Below are 17,408 nucleotides of genomic sequence, written 5' to 3' on the forward strand. Positions count from 1 at the left end.
CGGACAAAGATGATACATATTTGATACAAGGCGCAGGGAGATGAATCGTTATGGATAAAAAGCACCACTTGGGCACCGTGGCACTGTCTGCCTTGATGCTGACGATTTTGGGAGCCACGTTGATACCCAGCCCACATGTGGCAGCAGAAAATTTAGCAGTTCCGGTTCAGGTGCTGAGCGTTCAGAACCCATCCACAACTGGGCAGGCAGCGCAGGTACCCGCCCAGAACACGGCATACAAATGGCATTTCAGCCCTTCGTTTTATGATCAGGCAACCGGAGGTTCCTACTACTCCGCCACCGCCGACCAAATGATCAGTCGCACCATCTATCTTGATCCAGAGGGGGAGTGGCATGCTTTTGCAGAAGGAGTAACGATACATTGGGACCACGATTTGAGAACACCGGTCGTAGACAGGACGAGATACGGCGATCCTATGGAAGGATTGTACACGACCGTGTATGATCCTTCCCAAGAAACTGCGACGAGAGGGGTGTATTTTGCAGGGGGGCCGGACGTCCGGCACGGATTTCGCTACGTGAAAAACTATTATAAGCGGCAGGACGCGCAGGGTAAGGAGTATACTACATCCGATTTCAGCCTGCTCCTTCGAACCCGTTCCGGAGTGATACGCGAAATTGAGCGTGTACCCAACCGTTTGCATTTTACGGCGATGCCGGACGGAAATGCGCTGGCGATTCAGTACAGTGTTCCCCGTAAACCATACGAAATTTCGATCATCAACACGAACACGGGGAAGAAGAAGCACTTGGCATATGCCCAGCTTGATTACTACGACGCAAAAGGGGGCCGGCTTCTCATCACCCTCAATAAAACGGGGAATCCAAACGCAGTATATACGTTAGCCGACGATAAACAGCGCCCGGCCACTGAGCAGGATTGGAAGGAGTTTAAAAGTGTCAGCTTGGCCGAAGGCAGCCACGTTCCGTCTCCGGACCCTGCTACTGTGCCCCCAGCCGTTTTGCAGCCGCAGGATTTGGCGGTGACACCGATCCAACACCAAGATCAAATCCTGGTCCGAGCTACGATTGGAGGTCGTGCGGTGAAGTTATCTTTTGCTTTTGTCCAAAAAGGACGCACGATGTTCCCCGTTCGTGAATTGGTGGAGCAGGCAGGCCTGGAGGTCAAGCAAACGAAGGTGTCTGGAAAAGTGGGGGGCACATCTTTTACGCTGAAAGGGCCTGAGGGAAGCGTAAATTTGACGCCGACTGACAATATGATGATCGGCGGCCAGCTTTTTGTAGGCTCTGATATCTTAAAGCGGACTGGCCTGCCGGTGCAGGGGGTAAATTGGAATCCCTAGTAAGATGAGAGCGCATTTGGAGATATGGTCATCTCTGAAAAATGGGATTGATCATAGATCCATCTGATGGTTATTCAATCCGAAAAATTAGGAATGAGTTGGTAAAAGGAGAGGATCAATGATGAACAAGAAGCACAAGTGGAAGGCCTCGCTGTTGTCTGCAGTGCTGCTGACAGCGGCGGGTACGGCGTTGGTGCCAAGCCCCAGCGCACAGGCGGAGGATGCACCTGCGGCAGCAGTTCAAGCGGATCGTGCTCAGAGTACAGCAATTCCCGAATCCCAAGCAACGCAGATACCCGAACTCAAATGGGATTTTCGGGCTGATTTTTATGATAAGGGTACTGGGCGTGCGTATTACAACGCTTCCGCTTATGACGGAGAGCAATTTTATAACCGCACAGTATTCCGCGATTCTAGTGGGAAGTGGAATGCACTGGAAGAAGGCATCACCGTAACCTGGGACTATGATTTGGAGAAGCCAATTTTGCTTGGCGAAGGACTCGGTGATTTTTTGGACGGTCTGTTTTCAACGGTGTATGATCCAGCCCAAGGGACGGGAACAACCGGAGTATTTTTTACTGGCAGTAAGGATAGCCGGAGCGGTCTGCATTATATCAAAAATTACGATATGGGTCAGGATGCGCAGCAGAATTGGTATTCCACATCTTATTTCAGTGTATTTTTGCGCACCGGAGACGGAGTGATTAAGGAAGTTGATGGTACACACTTACGTCCAGGATTTATCCCAATGCCGGATGGTCGTGTGCTTGCCGTTCAGTATAGCACCACAGCCAAGATGAAAGAAATATTGATCATTGATCCGGGAACAGGATCAAAGAAACACCTTATATACGCAAGCCTCGACTACTATGATGCGGAAGGCGGACGCCTACTAATTAATTATAACAAGCCGGGCCGACCGAACGCAGTGTATACCCTGACCGATGGAAAAGCTCGCCCAGCAACCGAGCTGGATATGAAAGAGTTTTCCAGCCTGGCGGATCAGCGCTATCAGGCACCTATGCCAAACGCATCAACAAAACCGCCTGCCGATTTGCAGCCGCAAAACTTGCCGGTAACACAGATTCAAATTCATGATCAGATTACAGCCAGAGCCACCATTGGCGGCCAGGTGGTTCATCTCACGTTTGTCTTCATTCAAAACGGACGCACGATGATCCCGGTACGGGAACTGATAGAGCAGGCAGGCCTGGAGGTCAAGCAGCAGAAAGTGGCTGGAAAAGTGAACAGCAGTACTTTTTCCATAAAGGGACCGGGAGGAACTGTGACCGTAACAGCAGGTGACAGCACGATGATCGGTTACCGGCTCTATGTAAGTTCCGACGTCTTGAAGCGGATTGGTCTGCCGGTGCAGGGGATCAATTGGAATCCGTAAGCCTGACCGCTGCCTCAGCATAAAATAACGGCATGCTCCCATGATTTCATGGGAGTATGCCGTTTTTCATTACAGAGCAGTTGGTTTGGCTTCGCTATCGTGACGCTCCTGCCGGGAAGACCGGCTTACGTACGAAAGCAGCAGCGCGGTGATCACGATCAGGACGATAATCATCCCGATCACCCCGTTCCAGCCGAAGCCTGACAGAAAGAAGCCGCCGGACCAGCCCACCAGACTGGACCCCGTGTAGTAGAAGAGCAGGTAAAGGGATGAAGCGTAAGCTTTATAGCGCATCGGTGCCGCTTTTCCCACCCAGCCGCTGGCAACGGTGTGTCCCGCGAAGAAGCCGCAAGCGAACAGAATCATGCCTGCGATCATAAAGATCACGTTGCCCGCCAGCATGAGCAGGGCACCGACAAGCAGCATCCCGAGCCCGCTGGCAATCAAGCCGGCGCGTGAATAACGGTCAGCCAGATTACCGAACCAGACGGACGACCAGGAGCCGATCAGCTGGAAGACAAACAGGCAGCCGATCAACGTTTGGCTCAGCTCGTAAGGCGGCTGGGACAGCGGGAAGTCGATATAGTTAAAAAGCGTAACATACGCGCCAAGCAGCAGAAAACCGATCAGGTACAGGCACAGCAGGCGGGTGTTTGCAAAGCCGTTCCGGAAGCCGTCGGCCCAGTGATGCAGCGAAATGCTGACCGGTTTGAAGTGGTTTGATCTGGGCAGGTAGAGCCAAAACAGCAGACTGCATAGGAGGCTGACCAGCCCAAGGATAAACATCGCGATATGCCAATTGAACAAATCGGTAAAAAGGCTGATAATGACCCTTCCGGCAAATCCGCCTACCGCGGTGCCTGCCACATAGAACCCCATGACCTGTCCGATGCTGCGCGGTTCGATCTCTTCGTTCAGATAAGTCATGGCGATAGCCGGAAAGCCCGCAAGGCTAATACCTTCGAGCAGCCTGGCCGCCAGCAGCAGATGGAAGTTTGTGCTGAAGGAGGATACCATGGCCAGCACGGATGTGACGAACAGCGACACGCTCATCACGCCTCTGCGCCCCCAGGCATTGGACAGCAGGGAGACGAACAGCATGCTGACGGCTAATGTAATCGTCGAAAAGGAAATAATGAAGCTGGCACTGGAAGGGGACACATGGAACTCCTTCGCAAATGTGCCGATCAAAGGCTGCGGGCTGTACAGGATCGCAAAGGTGACCAGACTGCCCAGCAGCATACTGACCAGCACCCGTAAATAGGCTCGGGTACCGATTTGAATGTACTGCACGACAAACGCCTCTCTTTGTTAAGTTCTGGACGATTCTTTTTATAACGTCCCTAAGTATACGCCTGGATCGCTTATGTTGTATAATGAATTAAAATTATCAAATTAATGCTTCTGAGTTATGAGGGGCGAGAAAGAGGGACAGGCAATCATGGAATGGCAGCAGCTGGAGTATTTCCGTGTCGTGGCCAGGCTGGAGCATTTCATCAAATCAGCGGAGCAGCTGGCTATTTCCCAACCGGCACTCAGCCGGTCAATGACGAAGCTGGAAAAAGAGCTGGGGGTACAGCTGTTTGACCGGCATGGCCGTTCAGTGCAGCTGAATGAAACGGGAAAGCTGTTTTTGGCCAGAGTGGAACGGGCCTTACAGGAAATAGAGGACGGGATCGAAGAGATCCGCCAATTCCATGATCCGTATGCAGGCAAAGTATCGATTGCGTTTTTGATGTCGTTTGGCGTTCACAGGCTGCCGGATGTCATCGCGAGCTTCAATCGCAAGTACCCGGACGTTGAATTCGCGCTGTATCAGAATCCGACGACGGTCATTGTGCCGCAATTGCTGCGAAGCGAGGTGGACTTGTGTATTATCGGTCCGTTCGGCGGGGAGCCTGGAGTCGTCTGGCACAAGCTCGTTGAGGAAGAAATGTATGTTTATGTCCCTGCGGATCACCGGCTTGCGGAACGGGAGTCCATCCGGCTTGAGGAGGTGGCCGGCGAACCGTTTATATCGTTTAAGCCGGGTTATGGCGTCCGGACGCTGATGGAACGGTTTTGCGGCGAAGCCGGTTTTGAACCGCAGATCCGGTTTGAGGGAGACGATATTATGACCGCCGCGGGGCTTGTATCCGCAGGACTTGGAGTCACGATTATCCCGGCTTTTTCGGGTATCGAACACGGAAAGGTCAAGCGGCTGCGCGTGACGGAGCCTTATTGCCGCCGGGAAATTGGACTGGCCTGGGTCGAGGACCGGAAGCTTCCTCCCTCCGCCGACTTGTTTCGGTCTTTTATCATCGAATATTTTCGTGCGCGAAACGATCAATAAACAATACCTTTTCTTATTTAAGGATTTACTTTATTAAGAAAATGGTTTATTATAACAACAGAGATAGTTGAACCATCTTTTACCTGATGATCCTAGGGTTCACCAACTTAGCAGTCAAATTTATTACATGAACTAACTAAGCTTCGCTCAACACACAGGACGACCGCCGGGAGGCGGACTTGGGAAAAGGGAGGGGAGACAGCATCACCTTATGGCAAATGATACGTTTTCCGCACTGGCAGATCCTACACGTCGCGGCATCCTCGAATTGCTGGCCGGGAATCCCGAATTATCCGCCACACAGATCTACGAACGTTTTGATGTGAGCCCGCAGGCCATTTCCCAGCATTTGAAAATTCTTCGGGAAACGCAGCTTGTCCGAGTTGAGAAAAGGGCGCAGCAGCGCATCTATTCATTGAACATCGATCCGGTCAAAGAGCTTGAACATTGGGCTCAAACGATCCGTCAGCAATGGGATGGAAGGCTCGATGCCATGGACCGCGTGCTCGCTGAAGAGATGGCCAAACGAAAAGCCATTCAGGCGAATAATGAAAATAAAGGAGAATGAATAATGAATCATAGTGCCAGCAAGCAGGAACTCGTCATTACGCGTGTGTTTGATTATCCGGTCGATTTGGTCTGGGATGCCTGGACGGATCCCAGCCTGGTCATCAAATGGTGGGGACCGGCCCACTTCAGCTCGCCATCGTGCAAGATCGATCTTCGCGAAGGGGGCAGCTACTTGTTCTGCATGCGCGCGCCGGAAAGCTTTGGCGGGCAGGATTATTACTCCGCGGGCGTCTACAAACGAATCATTCCGCAGCAGCGCCTTGAATTTACGCAGGTTTTAGCCGATGCGGACGGAAACGCGGTTAGGCCTTCCGAGGTCGGCATGCCGGAGGACTTCCCTGCTGTGGTCGATTTCATCATTGATTTCGTCTCCAAAGGGAATCAAACCGAACTGATCATCCGAGAGTCCAACTGGAGCCCGGGTCCAATGGCCGACAACGCGGTCACTGGCATGAACCAGTCTCTCGACAAACTTGCCGCCAGTCTGGCCTAACGATGTTTCTCACACCATCCGTGAGCTGTATATAAAAGCAAAACGCTCCAGATCCGTCTCTGGAGCGTTTTGTGCTGCAATGCCTTCATATGAGTTGTTGATTGGAATCAACTATCGCGAATCCATACCGTCATTTCGCCGGGCTCCCGGTTGCCCCACAGCGTGTAAGGGACCGCCCGAAGTCGCTGCTGCTGCAGCTGCGGCCGGGCTGTACTGTAGAGATCGTTCGGCGCCTCCGGCGGAGTCCCGGCACGGATGCCTTCCGCCTCGATCACAGCGACGCCGCCGCGCCATTCGTCCACGACAACCTGCAGCTCGGCATCTGCCGGAAGACTTAAGGAAGCAAGCGGAGCTCCATTGTCGGTCTCCTCGAGGCAGTATACGAGCGGACCGCGCTGCAGCGCAACTTTTCCGCTGCTGGCACGCAGGTTCGGGTGGGCATAGATTCGCCGCGGCTGCATATCGAACTCTAGCTCAACCGTGTCACCGGCCTGCCAGTTCCGGCGAATATAGGCATAGCCGTCCCGCAGCTCATACTGGGCAGGCTGGCCATTTACAAGGATTGTGCTTGTCGAAGACCAGCCTGGAAGACGAAACGCAATCGTGAAGTCACCCGCGCCATCCGCTTCCAGCACATTCAGGCGGACCTGGCCTTCCCAAGGCAAATGGCTCTCCATTTCCAGCTGAACGCTGCGTCCGGCAACCTTGTGTCCGATCCGGCTGCCGACGTACAGATGCACGAACAGTGCCTCATCGTTCGCCGAGTAAATATATTGTCCGAGCGAGGAGAGGAGGCGCGAGACGTTCGGCGGGCAGCAGGCGCAGCCGTACCATTTTTGCCGAACCGCCTTGATGTGACGCTTGCCGGGGTTGCCTTCGCTGGCCGCAGGCCACACCTCCATCGGGTTCACGTAAAAATAATGCTTACCGTCGCCAGCAATCCCTGCGGTTACGGTATTATATAGCGCACGCTCCATTACGTCGGCGTATTCGCCCTTCACTTCGTTCTGAAGCAGCCGCTGGGCAAAAAAGATCAGACCGATCGATGCGCAGGTCTCGCTGTAATTCGTGTCGTTCGGCAGGTCATAGTCAAACGTAAATGCCTCGCCGTGATGGGTAGAGCCGATACTACCCGTGACATACATTTGCTTCTGCACGACGTTGTCCCACAAGCGGCGGCAGGCTTCCAGCAAAGCGTTGTCTCCTTTAAGCAGAGCCAGGTCGGCCATGGCCGTATACATGTAGACGGCTCTCACCGCATGGCCAGTCGCTGCTTCATGCTCCCTTACCGGCTTGTGGGCCTGATGGTAGGCAAGATTCGCGGGACCCTGCTGAACGACACCGGGTGCCCAGTGCGAAATCCGGCCGCGCCGTTCAAATTCCTCCTGGAAAAAGCTCGGCTCCTGCCCGCGTTCATCGATCAGAAAGCTGGCAAGATTCAGGTATTTGGCTTCACCTGTCGCATGGTACAGCTTGACTAGGGCAAGCTCAATTTCCTGGTGGCCGTCATAACCGCGGATTTTGCCTTCTTCCAGTCCAAAGCGGTTGTCGATATGGTCGGCTACCTTGCACGCAATGTCAAGAAGCTTGGTTTTGCCCGTGCCGTAATAATAGGCGACCGCTGCTTCGATCAGATGACCGGCCGTGTACATTTCATGGCAGTCCATCAGATTGGTCCAGCGCTGTTCGAGCTTGTCAATCGTAAAGTACGTGTTCAGATAACCGTCTTCCTGCTGTGCGGCTCCGATCAGATCGATCGCTTCATCGGCGACTTTTTCCAAATCAGAGTCCGGGGTTTGGGCCAGCGAATATCCGACGGCTTCCAGCCATTTATACAGGTCGGTATCCTGAAAAACGAATCCGGCAAAGCTGCCTTCTTCAAGTCCTGCCGCAATCCGGAAGTTGCGGATCGCATGGCTGGGTTCGGCATCCGGAACACGGTCATTCAGGGCTTCCCACTGATAGGGAATCACGGTATGCTTGATAAGGTCCACGTGATTTGACCAATAGGAGTCTGTGATGTGGACGGATTTCAAATCAAGCGGCTGTGGATGGGTTGGCGCATTTTTGGTAGACAAGTTTTCGTTCACTCCTTACATCATCATCTGCAGCTTTATCATATCGAATCAGGCCAAGGATTGTCGGTAGTGGAACGTGCATAAAAAGTGTCATTAGCCCACTAAATTGATGTTCAACAGACGAGCAGGAGGATTGTCATGCTGCCTATTTATCTACAACAACCCTACAAGCTCCAAATGGGGGGACAATTTGTCAGCGATGAGGATTGGTCCCATATGGAACGAACCATTACCGATTATGAACTGATCATCGGCGTATCGGGGGTGGTCTTTCTTGAAGCGGGCGGCCAGCTGTACGAAGTGAAGGCAGGGGATATGCTGCTGCTGCGGCCGGGAGAGAAGCACCGCGGATACAGGTTGTCCTCTCCCGGTGTTTCATTTTACTGGTTTCATTTTCTGCTTCCGCCGGATACTGGCGGAGAGCCGGACGGTGCCATACCTCATTATGCGCACTGTCCGGAGCCGAGCCGGGTTCACATTTTGGCCAGGCAGCTATTGCATGCGGCGAGCGGGGGATACCGCCTGAAGCAGGCAGGGGACTATTTTCTGACGTCGCTGCTGATTGAATTGGCGGAGCAGCTGCACGATGCAGGTGCGTCCGAAGCCATGGACCCCCGTCTGTCAGAGCTGCTGGAATGGACCCGTCTGCATGCCCTCGAGAAGCATATGTCCGTCGACCGGGTGGCGATCCATATGGGGTATAACCGGAATTATTTGTCCCGGATGTTCAAACAAAGATTCGGGACGGGCCTCAGGAATTACATTCACCGGATCCGGCTGGAAGCGGCCAGGGAACTGCTCGTATCGAGCAAGCTGCATATTAAGGAAATTGCGGACAGGGTCGGCATTGAAGACGACAAGCAGTTTATTAAATGGTTCAAGCGGCTCTCCGGCGTTACCCCGACGGAGTACCGACAGGCGTTTTCGGCAACGCGTTTGAACAAGACCTAAGTATGGAATCATACCGGTCGTCCGGATGGAAGCAAACAGGGTTTCGCGGAGAAATTGATTCTTCCGGACTCTGTTTTTTTGGGTAACACCAACTTTATGGCCCTTTTGGACGTGTCGACATCCGGATCATCCGTGCGAAGAGAGCTGCTTGTCATGCTTAAGTACCTCCCAAAAATACAACCTGGGTAAGTCGAGGCGCCCATTTGAATCGTGCTATCATTTTTCTAGATCGATGTTGATACCCTGCCGCATATCAAAGTGTGGCGGTCTTCAGAAGATTTTGCACACGATTGCATGATACTTGAGGAAAGGATTTGAACTCGATGATACAGGAAAAATACGCCAACATGCTGAACATGGCCGAGGTTTCTACCCCGGACCGAATGTTATTTCCCTTTGATATCTTCCGTCAGCTTAGAAAAGAAACGCCGGTGCGTTACGACAGCAGCAGAAACTGCTGGGACGTCTTCCGCTACGAAGATGTACAGCGCATTTTGAAGGATTCCAAAACCTTTTCCTCCGAGCGTGGAGCGGGTGCAGGCGGGTCCATTCTATTTATGGATCCGCCCAAGCATAAGCAAATGCGCGACCTGGTCAGTAAAGCGTTTACCCCCAAGGCCATTCAAGAGCTGACTCCCCGCATCCAGTCCATCGCCGAGCAGCTGCTCGATTCGGTAACGGATGGGGCCATGGACATATCCGGCGAATTTGCCACCCCGCTGCCGGTCATCGTCATTGCCGAACTGCTGGGTGCACCGAAGGAAGATCGGGACAAGTTTAAGCACTGGTCCGATATTCTGGTGGAAAGTGCCGACGACCTCTCCGACGAAGCATTTCAGCGGATTACCGACAAGCGGATAAAAGCGATGGGGGAGCTGTCCGAATATTTTAAGGGGATTATGGCTCAGCGGGCTGCAGAACCGCAGGAAGATCTGGTTACTGCGCTGCTGAACGCTGAAATTGAAGGTGAGAAGCTGTCGGAAAAAGATATTATCAGCTTCTGCGTGCTGCTGCTGGCTGCCGGAAACGAAACGACGACGAACCTGATCACGAGCGGCGTGCGCGTGCTGACCGAAAGACCGGAGCTGCAGGAGCAGCTGCATCAAGCGCCGGACCTCATACCGTCCTTTATTGAGGAAGTGCTGCGCTACTACCCGCCGATCATCGCGATCGGGCGAAAAACCGCAGAGACAGTGCAAATCGGGGAGCAGACGATTGAACAGGGGGCTCAGGTCATCTCCTGGGTGGGAGCCGCCAACCGCGACGAGTCCCGGTTCGACGACCCGGACGGCTTCCATCTGGACCGTAAACCGAATCCGCATATGACGTTTGGCTTCGGCATTCACTTCTGCCTGGGGGCTCCACTGGCCAGGTTAGAAGGGAAGATCGCGTTCCAGGCGCTCCTCGACAGGTTCAAGGATCTAAGCAGAGCTGCGGGAACTGACCTTCAGCCGATCCAAAGCTCTTTTGTCTTCGGCGTCAAAAATTATCCGATCACGATGAGCCGCAGATAAAGTCCGGTTATCTTCAAACGTGTTTCCGCCTTGTTTCAAAGGGCTTAACCGGCAAGGTGAGCTGACGGATTCCCAACTTCGGGAGCTCTCCATATTTCTTGGAGGCTCCCGGATATGCTAGAATAGAAAATAGCAGCTTGTACATAAGCAGAATGATCTAAGGCATCCCTTTACTGCGATGGTTCCAGGAACAGCATTTGCAGGGAAGAACGGATGTCTTTTTGCGTAAGCCCGCCGGGATGATGATTTCGTTTTACCGATGTATAAGGAGTTGAACGCCCGTGGAAAGGCAAGTCGAAGAATTATGGCACCAGGTCTTGTCCATGATTCAGAAGAAGATCAGCAAGCCAAGCTATGATACCTGGCTGAAATCAACTAGGGCCGTCAGTTTGCAGGATAACGTCCTGTCGATCAGCACCCCCAATACGTTTACGCAGGAATGGCTGGAGAATCGGTATACCAAGCTCATTTTGACAGCGGTTCACGAATGCCTGGATGCTCAGCCGGCGCTGCGTATTATTACCCAGGAGGAACTGGAGACGGAGAGAAAGTCATTACCATCCGAGCCGGTTGCCCTCATAGAGGATCATCCCCTGAACGATCTAGCTTTTGCCGCCATGCTGAATCCTAAATACACCTTCGATACGTTCGTCGTCGGACTCGGCAACCGCTTTGCGCATGCAGCTGCACTGGCTGTGGCCGAGGCGCCGGGCAGGGCGTACAACCCGCTTTTTTTGTACGGCGGCGTCGGCCTGGGTAAAACCCACTTGATGCATGCGATCGGCCACTATGTACTGGAGCACAATCCGCAGTCCAAGGTGCTCTATTTATCATCCGAGAAGTTCACCAACCAATTTATCAACGCCATTATGAACAATCGCGGCGAAGCTTTCCGAAGCAAATACCGTAACATCGACGTGCTTCTGATTGACGACATCCAGTTCATCGCCGGCAAGGAGCAGACGCAGGAAGAATTTTTTCATACCTTCAACGCCCTGAAGGAAATGGGGAAAGCGATCATCATCTCCAGCGACCGTCAGCCCAAAGAAATCCCCACGCTGGAGGAACGGCTGCGCTCCCGCTTTGAGTGGGGACTTATTACGGATATCCAGCCGCCGGATCTGGAGACCCGGATCGCCATCCTGCGCAAGAAAGCGAAGGCGGAGCATCTCGACATCCCGAACGAAGCGATGGTTTACATCGCCAGCCATATCCATACGAACGTCCGTGAGCTCGAAGGGGCTCTCATCCGCGTCATCGCTTATTCCTCCCTCGTCAATCAGGACATCACCGTACACATGACAGCCGAAGCTTTGAAAAATATGATCTCGCAGACCCGTCCCCAAATGATTTCGATTCAGGACATCCAGGAGCGGGTGGGGGACTATTATGGACTGCGCCTTGAAGATTTTAAAGCGCGCAAACGGACCAAGGCCGTCGCCTTTCCCCGCCAAATTGCCATGTATCTGTCCAGGGAGCTGACCGATTATTCGCTGCCGAAAATCGGGGAAGCCTTTGGCGGGAGGGACCATACGACCGTCATTCACGCCCATGAAAAAATCGCTTCGGTCATCCGCGAGGATCAGGAAATTCAGCAAATCGTAAGCCAGCTGTCCGAACATATTAAAAGCCGCATCCAGCCGCGGGTGTAGCCTGTTACTTTTTATACCCGTATAACCTGAACCTGTCTGCCTCAGACCCTCCTTGGTATGATAACCCCATAAATAATCGACCAGGGAGGAATTTCAGATGAAATCGATCGTTATTGAAAGAGCAGGCGGTGCAGAGGTGCTTATGATGAAGGAAATGCCGGATCTTGCGCCAAGATACGGGGAGATGATCGTGGACGTAGCGTTTGCGGGAGTCGGGCTCGTGGATATATTGATCCGCAGAGGCGAGTTTAGGGAGCTGTTTCCGTTTCCGGTCATTCCAGGACTTGAGGTATCCGGATATGTCCGCTCCATAGGGGACGGGGTTGAAGGGTTTCGGATCGGCCAGCCGGTCGCTTCCATGAAGCTGCTCGAGGTTGGCGGATACGCCACCCAGGCCAGGGTAACACCGCAGCTTACGGTACCGCTCGATGCGCTTGGAGGCGATCTGAACTTGGCTGAGGCGGCAGCCTCCATCGTCAACTTGACGACCGCCTATTTCGCGGTCAAGCAAGTGAACCGGATGAGGGAGGGGGACACCGTGCTCGTTCATGCCGCCGCAGGCGGTCTCGGCAGCTTTCTGGGGCAAATCGCCAAGCAATTTGGTGCAGGTACGGTGCTGGGGACGGTTGGTTCGCCGGATAAAATCAAGCTGGCCTCATCGCTCGGATACGACGAACTGCTGCTGCGATCCGATTTTGTGGACGAAGCGAAGCGGATTGCGGGGGCACAAGGGGTCGACGCCGTATTTGACCCGGTCGGCGGAGAGACACGGGCCCGCAGCCTCGAGCTCCTGAAACCGCTGGGGCAGATCATCGCTTTGGGCAATGCCAGCGGCGGTGAACTGATGCATCCTACGAACGATATTTGGCTGGGCAACCAGAACATCGCCGGCTTCAACCTTGGGGCGTATGCCGCATATGATCCGGTTGCCGTGGGCCGGGCGGCAAGGGATGCGCTGCAGCTGCTCGCAAGCGGAGAGGTCCGCGCGGAGGTGCAGGGCATTTATCCGATGGAGAATGCATCCGAAGCGCACCGGCTGCTCGAGAGCGGGCGAACGACGGGCAAATTGGTTTTGCAGATGAGCTAGGCGCCGCCGCTCCACGTTCCCGGCCAGAACCCTATTAAGCCTGCAGGTTATGATCCTGAAGCCTCTTGCCCGCTGAGCGCGGAGTGGAGGCTTTCTTTTGCGGTGGAATGGATGGTATCATTTGAACGTGACAGTAGAATGAACGTTGTACATCCGGGAGGTGATACTTCTATGATGCAAACCCGGAATATGCTCGGGGATTTTTTAAAGTCGCGCAGAGAAAGGCTTCAACCGGCGGATGTCGGTATCAGCGGGGGATACGGGAGAAGGAGAACCCCTGGACTTCGCCGTGAAGAGGTGGCGGAAATCGCTAATGTCAGCACCACTTGGTACACGTGGCTGGAGCAGGGGAGAGACGTGGCCGCTTCCAGGGAAGTCATGGAGAACATCGCCAGGGCACTGCTCCTGTCTCCCGACGAGAAGCAGCATGTGATGCGGCTGGCGGGATTCGGCGATCTTCCGGACTGGTCCGCGCCGATGACGGTTTCACTGATTGAGCCGGGACTGCAGAAGATCATTGATCAGCTGCATTATCCCGCGATTCTGGTCAACCGCCGAACGGAAATCATGGCTTGGAACCATCAGGCGCCCCGATTGTTATATGACTTTCTGGCAGACCCGTTGATGGGCCGCAATATGGTCTGGTCCATCTTCATGAATCCGTTTTTGCGGGACCGCGTCCTGAACTGGGAAGAGTTTGCCGGATACAGTGCCGCCATTCTCCGTGCGTACCACGGCCAGTCAAAGGGAGACCCTTGGTATGAGGCGTTTGCCCAAAGGCTGTCCGAGGAAAGCGCGGAATTTGCGGTGTTATGGGATCGTCACGATGTCCGGGAGAAGCAGGTGCAGCCATTTCTGCTGAACCACCCCGACCTTGGTGCGTTATCTTTTGAAATCAGCACCTTTGCCCATATTAACGGCAATGAAGACCTTCACTGCTGTGTCTATTCTCCGATGGCCGGAACCGGAACCGAGGAGAAGCTGAACCTTGATGCGCAAAAAACGCCGTAACCGGTCGTCCGGCTGCGGCGTTTTTGAAGAGATCAGAAAGTATAAACTTCCGAGGCTAAACATCCTGATCTCGCAAGAAAAACTTCCTCTAAATGCGGTCTGTCTTCTTTGAATGTACGTCGATAAACGTTTTTCTTTAGAGATCAGAAAGTATAAACTTCTTGAGGCTAAACATCCTGATCTCGCAAGAAAAACTTCCTCTAAACGCGGTCTGTCTCCTTTGATTGCACGTCGATAAACGTTTTTCTTTAGAGATCAGAAAGTATAAACTTCTTGAGGCTAAACATCCTGATCTCGCAAGAAAAACTTCCTCTAAACGCGGTCTGTCTCCTTTGAATGTACGTCGATAAACGTTTTTCTTGTGGAGTCCGTAAGCGTGACTTGCTTAACCGGCTACATCGTGTGAATCCGGGCGGCTGCCCCGATTTTCAAATGCTCTTGATCCAGCTGATGGCAGCGGGCCGTGACGACAAAAGCGCCGATGGAAAAAGCCAGGGCAGCCCACGGTAAATAGGCCAAACCGATGCTGTCGACGACAAGGCTCCCCAGCAGAGATCCGCATGCGATGCCAAGATTGGAAGCTACCGGCATCAGGGTCGAAGCAAAGTCTTTGGACCCGCCGGCCGAGGCGTCGGCGAGATCGATCAGATACAGCTGAACGGCAGCGCTCAGGGCGTACGAGAACAAAGCGATGAGCATCAGGCAGAGGACGGCAGCCCAGGTGTAGCCCAAGCTAAGGGCAAGGGCCAGCATCATCAGGCTTTGTATGATGAATACGATTTTGAGCTTGGCCCGCGAATCCCCTTCGGCTATCTTGGCCCCGATCCAATTGCTCAAGATGGTCAGGCCGCCGTAACCGAGCAGCACGGCGCTGGTCCACTGTTTCGGAATACCGAGCACGTTCTCAAGGATAGGCGTGATATATGTATATACGATAAAGACCGAACCGACGCCGAGCACCGGAATCAAGAAAGCCAGCCGGATGCGGCGGCTCGCGAATAAGGCAAACTGCTGTTTCATGGAGCTGATGCTGATCGTATCGCTCTTGGGCAGAACCGAAGCAATGATGAACAGCGGGATGATGCCCACCGCAGAAGTGACGATAAATGCCGCTCGCCATCCGAGCAGCTGGCCGATATAGGTACCCACCGGCACACCAAGGACGTTAGCGATCGAGAAGCCGCCGATAATCCATGCGACGGCGCCTGCACGGCGGGAAGCATGGATGTGCTCACTGGCTGCGGCAATGGCCAGCGACAGCGTCAATCCGCACAAGATGGCCGTCATGACCCGGATCACAAACATCAGGGCAAACGTGCCGGCGAAAATCGTCAGGGCGTTCAGCAGCAGCAGGACTGCATAACCCGACAATATAGTCACATGCCGGGGGACTCGTCCCAAGAGGCTGACGGCAAACGGTGTACCGACCGCATAAGCGATGGCGAAGCTGGATACGAGGATGCCGGCGGCCGCCAGGGAAACGCCTAAACTGACGCTGATATCTTTCAGCAGGCCGACGATAACGTATTCGGTCGTCCCCATCACGAACGCGGCAAAGGTGAAGGCAAAGATCAGAATGGTTTCATTTTTAGTTGTCATGGTTCTCTCTTCTCCTGGTTGTCTGTTTTTTTCTTTGATCTTACAGGATGAAAGGCTTTTCAAGTCAATAAGAAATTTGTCGAACCGTGCGGCAAGGAGGGAGCCTCTGCTTGAAAGCATGCTATAATGAAAGAAAAAAGCAGGTGGACGGATTTGACGAAACATGCAACCAGACCATGGCGCGCGGATAAGCTGTCGCGTCTTGGTTCTTCTATTTTCGCGGAGGTAGCCGCTTGGAAGAAAGAAGCCGAGATGGCCGGGCGTGACCTGATTGACCTGAGCATCGGGAGCCCGGATCTCGGTCCCACGGAGACGGTGCGGCGCGCCTTAAGCGAAGCCGTGCTTGACCCAAGAAACTATACTTATCCCGGCTCGGCGGGAAGCGATGCGTTCCGGGAGAAATGCGCCGCCTGGATTGAGCACCGCTTCCATGTGCGCCTGGACCCGAAGGAGGAAGTGCTGTCCCTGATGGGCTCGCAGGACGGGCTGGCGCATTTGGCCCAGGCTGTCTGCAATCCCGGCGACCTGGCGATCGTCCCGAATCCGGGATATCCGATCTATGCCGGTTCGCTGGCCATTGCGGGCGTGAGGGCTTACCATCTGCCGCTGCAGGAGGAACACGATTTCCTGCCGGATTTGGAGAGTATTCCGGACGAAATTTGGGAGCAGGCGGTATTTATTCTGCTGAACTTCCCCGGCAACCCGATTGCGGCCGCAGCGGACCGACCGTACTTTGAACGGCTTGTCGCACTTGCCAAGAAGTGGAACGTGCTAATCGTTCATGATCTGGCCTATTCGGAAATGGGCTTTGACGGTTACCGGCCCCCAAGCATTCTGGAAATTCCCGGTGCGATCGAAACGGCGGTCGAGTTCCATTCGTTCTCCAAAAGCTTCAATATGGCAGGCTGCCGGATCGGGTTTCTGGCCGGTAACCGCGAAGTCCTCGCTTCGCTGCTGGAGCTGAAGAACAACATCGATTACGGCGTCTTCGGACCGATCCAGTTGGCGGCGATCGTCGCTTTGGAGCAGGCGATGGATCCCTCGCAGTCAGCATCCGGGGTGGCCGGTTTGTACGAACGCCGCCGGGACGCGCTGATCGATGCGCTGGCGCGGGAGGGCTGGGACGTACCCAAGCCGAAGGCGACGATGTTTGCATGGGCGAAGCTGCCGGCTGCCTTCCTGCAAGGCGCTGAGCCTTGGAGTTCCCGGCAGTTTGCCCGGGAGCTTCTGCTCGCCACTGGGGTGGCGGTGATCCCCGGGGACGGTTTCGGTTCGGAAGGGGAAGGTTATGTGCGGATTGCACTTGTCCAGGAGGAGGAGCGTCTGAGGGAAGCGGCTGCCCGGATAGGAACCTTTATATCGATGCTTGGAAGTGCATCTATGAAGTGACATTCCGAGAT

At 54.0% G+C, this 17,408-nt stretch carries 14 protein-coding genes; 11 read left to right on the forward strand and 3 right to left on the reverse strand.

Features of this window, described 5'->3' with window-relative positions; all coding sequences use genetic code 11:
* Window positions 1-50 precede the first annotated feature (50 nt).
* Together CJP46_RS05170 and CJP46_RS05175 are read left to right on the forward strand one after the other, a co-directional pair.
* Window positions 51-1,325 carry a hypothetical protein gene (locus CJP46_RS05170; protein WP_094594498.1) on the forward strand — a complete coding sequence of 425 codons (1,275 nt, stop codon included), beginning with the start codon at window positions 51-53 and terminating at the stop codon, window positions 1,323-1,325.
* A gap of 118 nt (window positions 1,326-1,443) precedes the next feature.
* On the forward strand, window positions 1,444-2,721 hold the full coding sequence (locus CJP46_RS05175; protein ID WP_094594499.1) for a stalk domain-containing protein: 1,278 nt from the start codon (window positions 1,444-1,446) through the stop codon (window positions 2,719-2,721).
* Window positions 2,722-2,790: 69 nt separating this feature from the next.
* On the opposite strand, the gene CJP46_RS05180 is transcribed toward CJP46_RS05175, so the two are convergent.
* Window positions 2,791-4,014, reverse strand: coding sequence for an MFS transporter (locus CJP46_RS05180; protein WP_094594500.1), 1,224 nt, complete (start codon window positions 4,012-4,014; stop codon window positions 2,791-2,793).
* Between the two features lie 148 nt (window positions 4,015-4,162).
* On the opposite strand from CJP46_RS05180, the gene CJP46_RS05185 reads away from it, so the two are divergent.
* From CJP46_RS05185 to CJP46_RS05195, 3 genes are all read left to right on the forward strand, one after another.
* Window positions 4,163-5,053, forward strand: a complete 891-nt coding sequence (locus CJP46_RS05185) for a LysR substrate-binding domain-containing protein (RefSeq protein WP_256992191.1) — start codon at window positions 4,163-4,165, stop codon at window positions 5,051-5,053.
* A gap of 211 nt (window positions 5,054-5,264) precedes the next feature.
* Window positions 5,265-5,621 carry an ArsR/SmtB family transcription factor gene (locus CJP46_RS05190; protein ID WP_094594502.1) on the forward strand — a complete coding sequence of 119 codons (357 nt, stop codon included), beginning with the start codon at window positions 5,265-5,267 and terminating at the stop codon, window positions 5,619-5,621.
* 3 nt (window positions 5,622-5,624) lie between these two features.
* Window positions 5,625-6,116: an SRPBCC family protein gene (locus CJP46_RS05195; protein ID WP_094594503.1), complete on the forward strand. Its 492-nt coding sequence runs from the start codon at window positions 5,625-5,627 to the stop codon at window positions 6,114-6,116.
* Between the two features lie 107 nt (window positions 6,117-6,223).
* On the opposite strand, the gene CJP46_RS05200 is transcribed toward CJP46_RS05195, so the two are convergent.
* Entirely contained in the window at window positions 6,224-8,194 is a 1,971-nt protein-coding gene (locus CJP46_RS05200) for a glycoside hydrolase family 127 protein (RefSeq protein ID WP_179281036.1), read from the reverse strand.
* A gap of 138 nt (window positions 8,195-8,332) precedes the next feature.
* On the opposite strand from CJP46_RS05200, the gene CJP46_RS05205 reads away from it, so the two are divergent.
* From CJP46_RS05205 to CJP46_RS05225, 5 genes are all read left to right on the forward strand, one after another.
* Window positions 8,333-9,145: a helix-turn-helix domain-containing protein gene (locus CJP46_RS05205; RefSeq protein ID WP_094594504.1), complete on the forward strand. Its 813-nt coding sequence runs from the start codon at window positions 8,333-8,335 to the stop codon at window positions 9,143-9,145.
* A gap of 323 nt (window positions 9,146-9,468) precedes the next feature.
* Window positions 9,469-10,659, forward strand: a complete 1,191-nt coding sequence (locus tag CJP46_RS05210; RefSeq protein ID WP_094594505.1) for a cytochrome P450 — start codon at window positions 9,469-9,471, stop codon at window positions 10,657-10,659.
* Window positions 10,660-10,940: 281 nt separating this feature from the next.
* A complete protein-coding gene (dnaA, locus tag CJP46_RS05215) occupies window positions 10,941-12,311 on the forward strand; it encodes a chromosomal replication initiator protein DnaA (protein WP_094594506.1) in 1,371 nt (456 codons plus the stop codon).
* Window positions 12,312-12,408: 97 nt separating this feature from the next.
* On the forward strand, window positions 12,409-13,398 hold the full coding sequence (locus CJP46_RS05220; RefSeq protein ID WP_094594507.1) for a quinone oxidoreductase family protein: 990 nt from the start codon (window positions 12,409-12,411) through the stop codon (window positions 13,396-13,398).
* Between the two features lie 171 nt (window positions 13,399-13,569).
* The gene (locus CJP46_RS05225) at window positions 13,570-14,409 is read left to right on the forward strand and encodes a helix-turn-helix transcriptional regulator (RefSeq protein ID WP_256992192.1); all 840 of its coding nucleotides are present in this window, start codon (window positions 13,570-13,572) and stop codon (window positions 14,407-14,409) included.
* 393 nt (window positions 14,410-14,802) lie between these two features.
* Here the strand turns inward: CJP46_RS05225 and CJP46_RS05230 are convergent, their stop codons facing one another.
* Window positions 14,803-16,008, reverse strand: a complete 1,206-nt coding sequence (locus tag CJP46_RS05230) for an MFS transporter (RefSeq protein WP_094594508.1) — start codon at window positions 16,006-16,008, stop codon at window positions 14,803-14,805.
* Window positions 16,009-16,134: 126 nt separating this feature from the next.
* Between CJP46_RS05230 and CJP46_RS05235 the strand changes: the two genes are divergently transcribed.
* A complete protein-coding gene (locus CJP46_RS05235; protein ID WP_094594509.1) occupies window positions 16,135-17,397 on the forward strand; it encodes an aminotransferase class I/II-fold pyridoxal phosphate-dependent enzyme in 1,263 nt (420 codons plus the stop codon).
* Window positions 17,398-17,408: the final 11 nt, after the last annotated feature.

Source organism: Paenibacillus sp. XY044 (assembly GCF_002257645.1).
Lineage (GTDB): Bacteria > Bacillota > Bacilli > Paenibacillales > Paenibacillaceae > Paenibacillus_AQ.

Coding starts and splice junctions, on each gene's coding strand:
- CJP46_RS05170 (WP_094594498.1), top strand. CDS start 51: ATGGATAAAAAGCACCACTTGGGCACCGTGGCACTGTCTGCCTTGATG.
- CJP46_RS05175 (WP_094594499.1), top strand. CDS start 1,444: ATGATGAACAAGAAGCACAAGTGGAAGGCCTCGCTGTTGTCTGCAGTG.
- CJP46_RS05185 (WP_256992191.1), top strand. CDS start 4,163: ATGGAATGGCAGCAGCTGGAGTATTTCCGTGTCGTGGCCAGGCTGGAG.
- CJP46_RS05190 (WP_094594502.1), top strand. CDS start 5,265: ATGGCAAATGATACGTTTTCCGCACTGGCAGATCCTACACGTCGCGGC.
- CJP46_RS05195 (WP_094594503.1), top strand. CDS start 5,625: ATGAATCATAGTGCCAGCAAGCAGGAACTCGTCATTACGCGTGTGTTT.
- CJP46_RS05205 (WP_094594504.1), top strand. CDS start 8,333: ATGCTGCCTATTTATCTACAACAACCCTACAAGCTCCAAATGGGGGGA.
- CJP46_RS05210 (WP_094594505.1), top strand. CDS start 9,469: ATGATACAGGAAAAATACGCCAACATGCTGAACATGGCCGAGGTTTCT.
- CJP46_RS05220 (WP_094594507.1), top strand. CDS start 12,409: ATGAAATCGATCGTTATTGAAAGAGCAGGCGGTGCAGAGGTGCTTATG.
- CJP46_RS05225 (WP_256992192.1), top strand. CDS start 13,570: ATGATGCAAACCCGGAATATGCTCGGGGATTTTTTAAAGTCGCGCAGA.
- CJP46_RS05230 (WP_094594508.1), bottom strand. CDS start 16,008: ATGACAACTAAAAATGAAACCATTCTGATCTTTGCCTTCACCTTTGCC.
- CJP46_RS05235 (WP_094594509.1), top strand. CDS start 16,135: ATGAAAGAAAAAAGCAGGTGGACGGATTTGACGAAACATGCAACCAGA.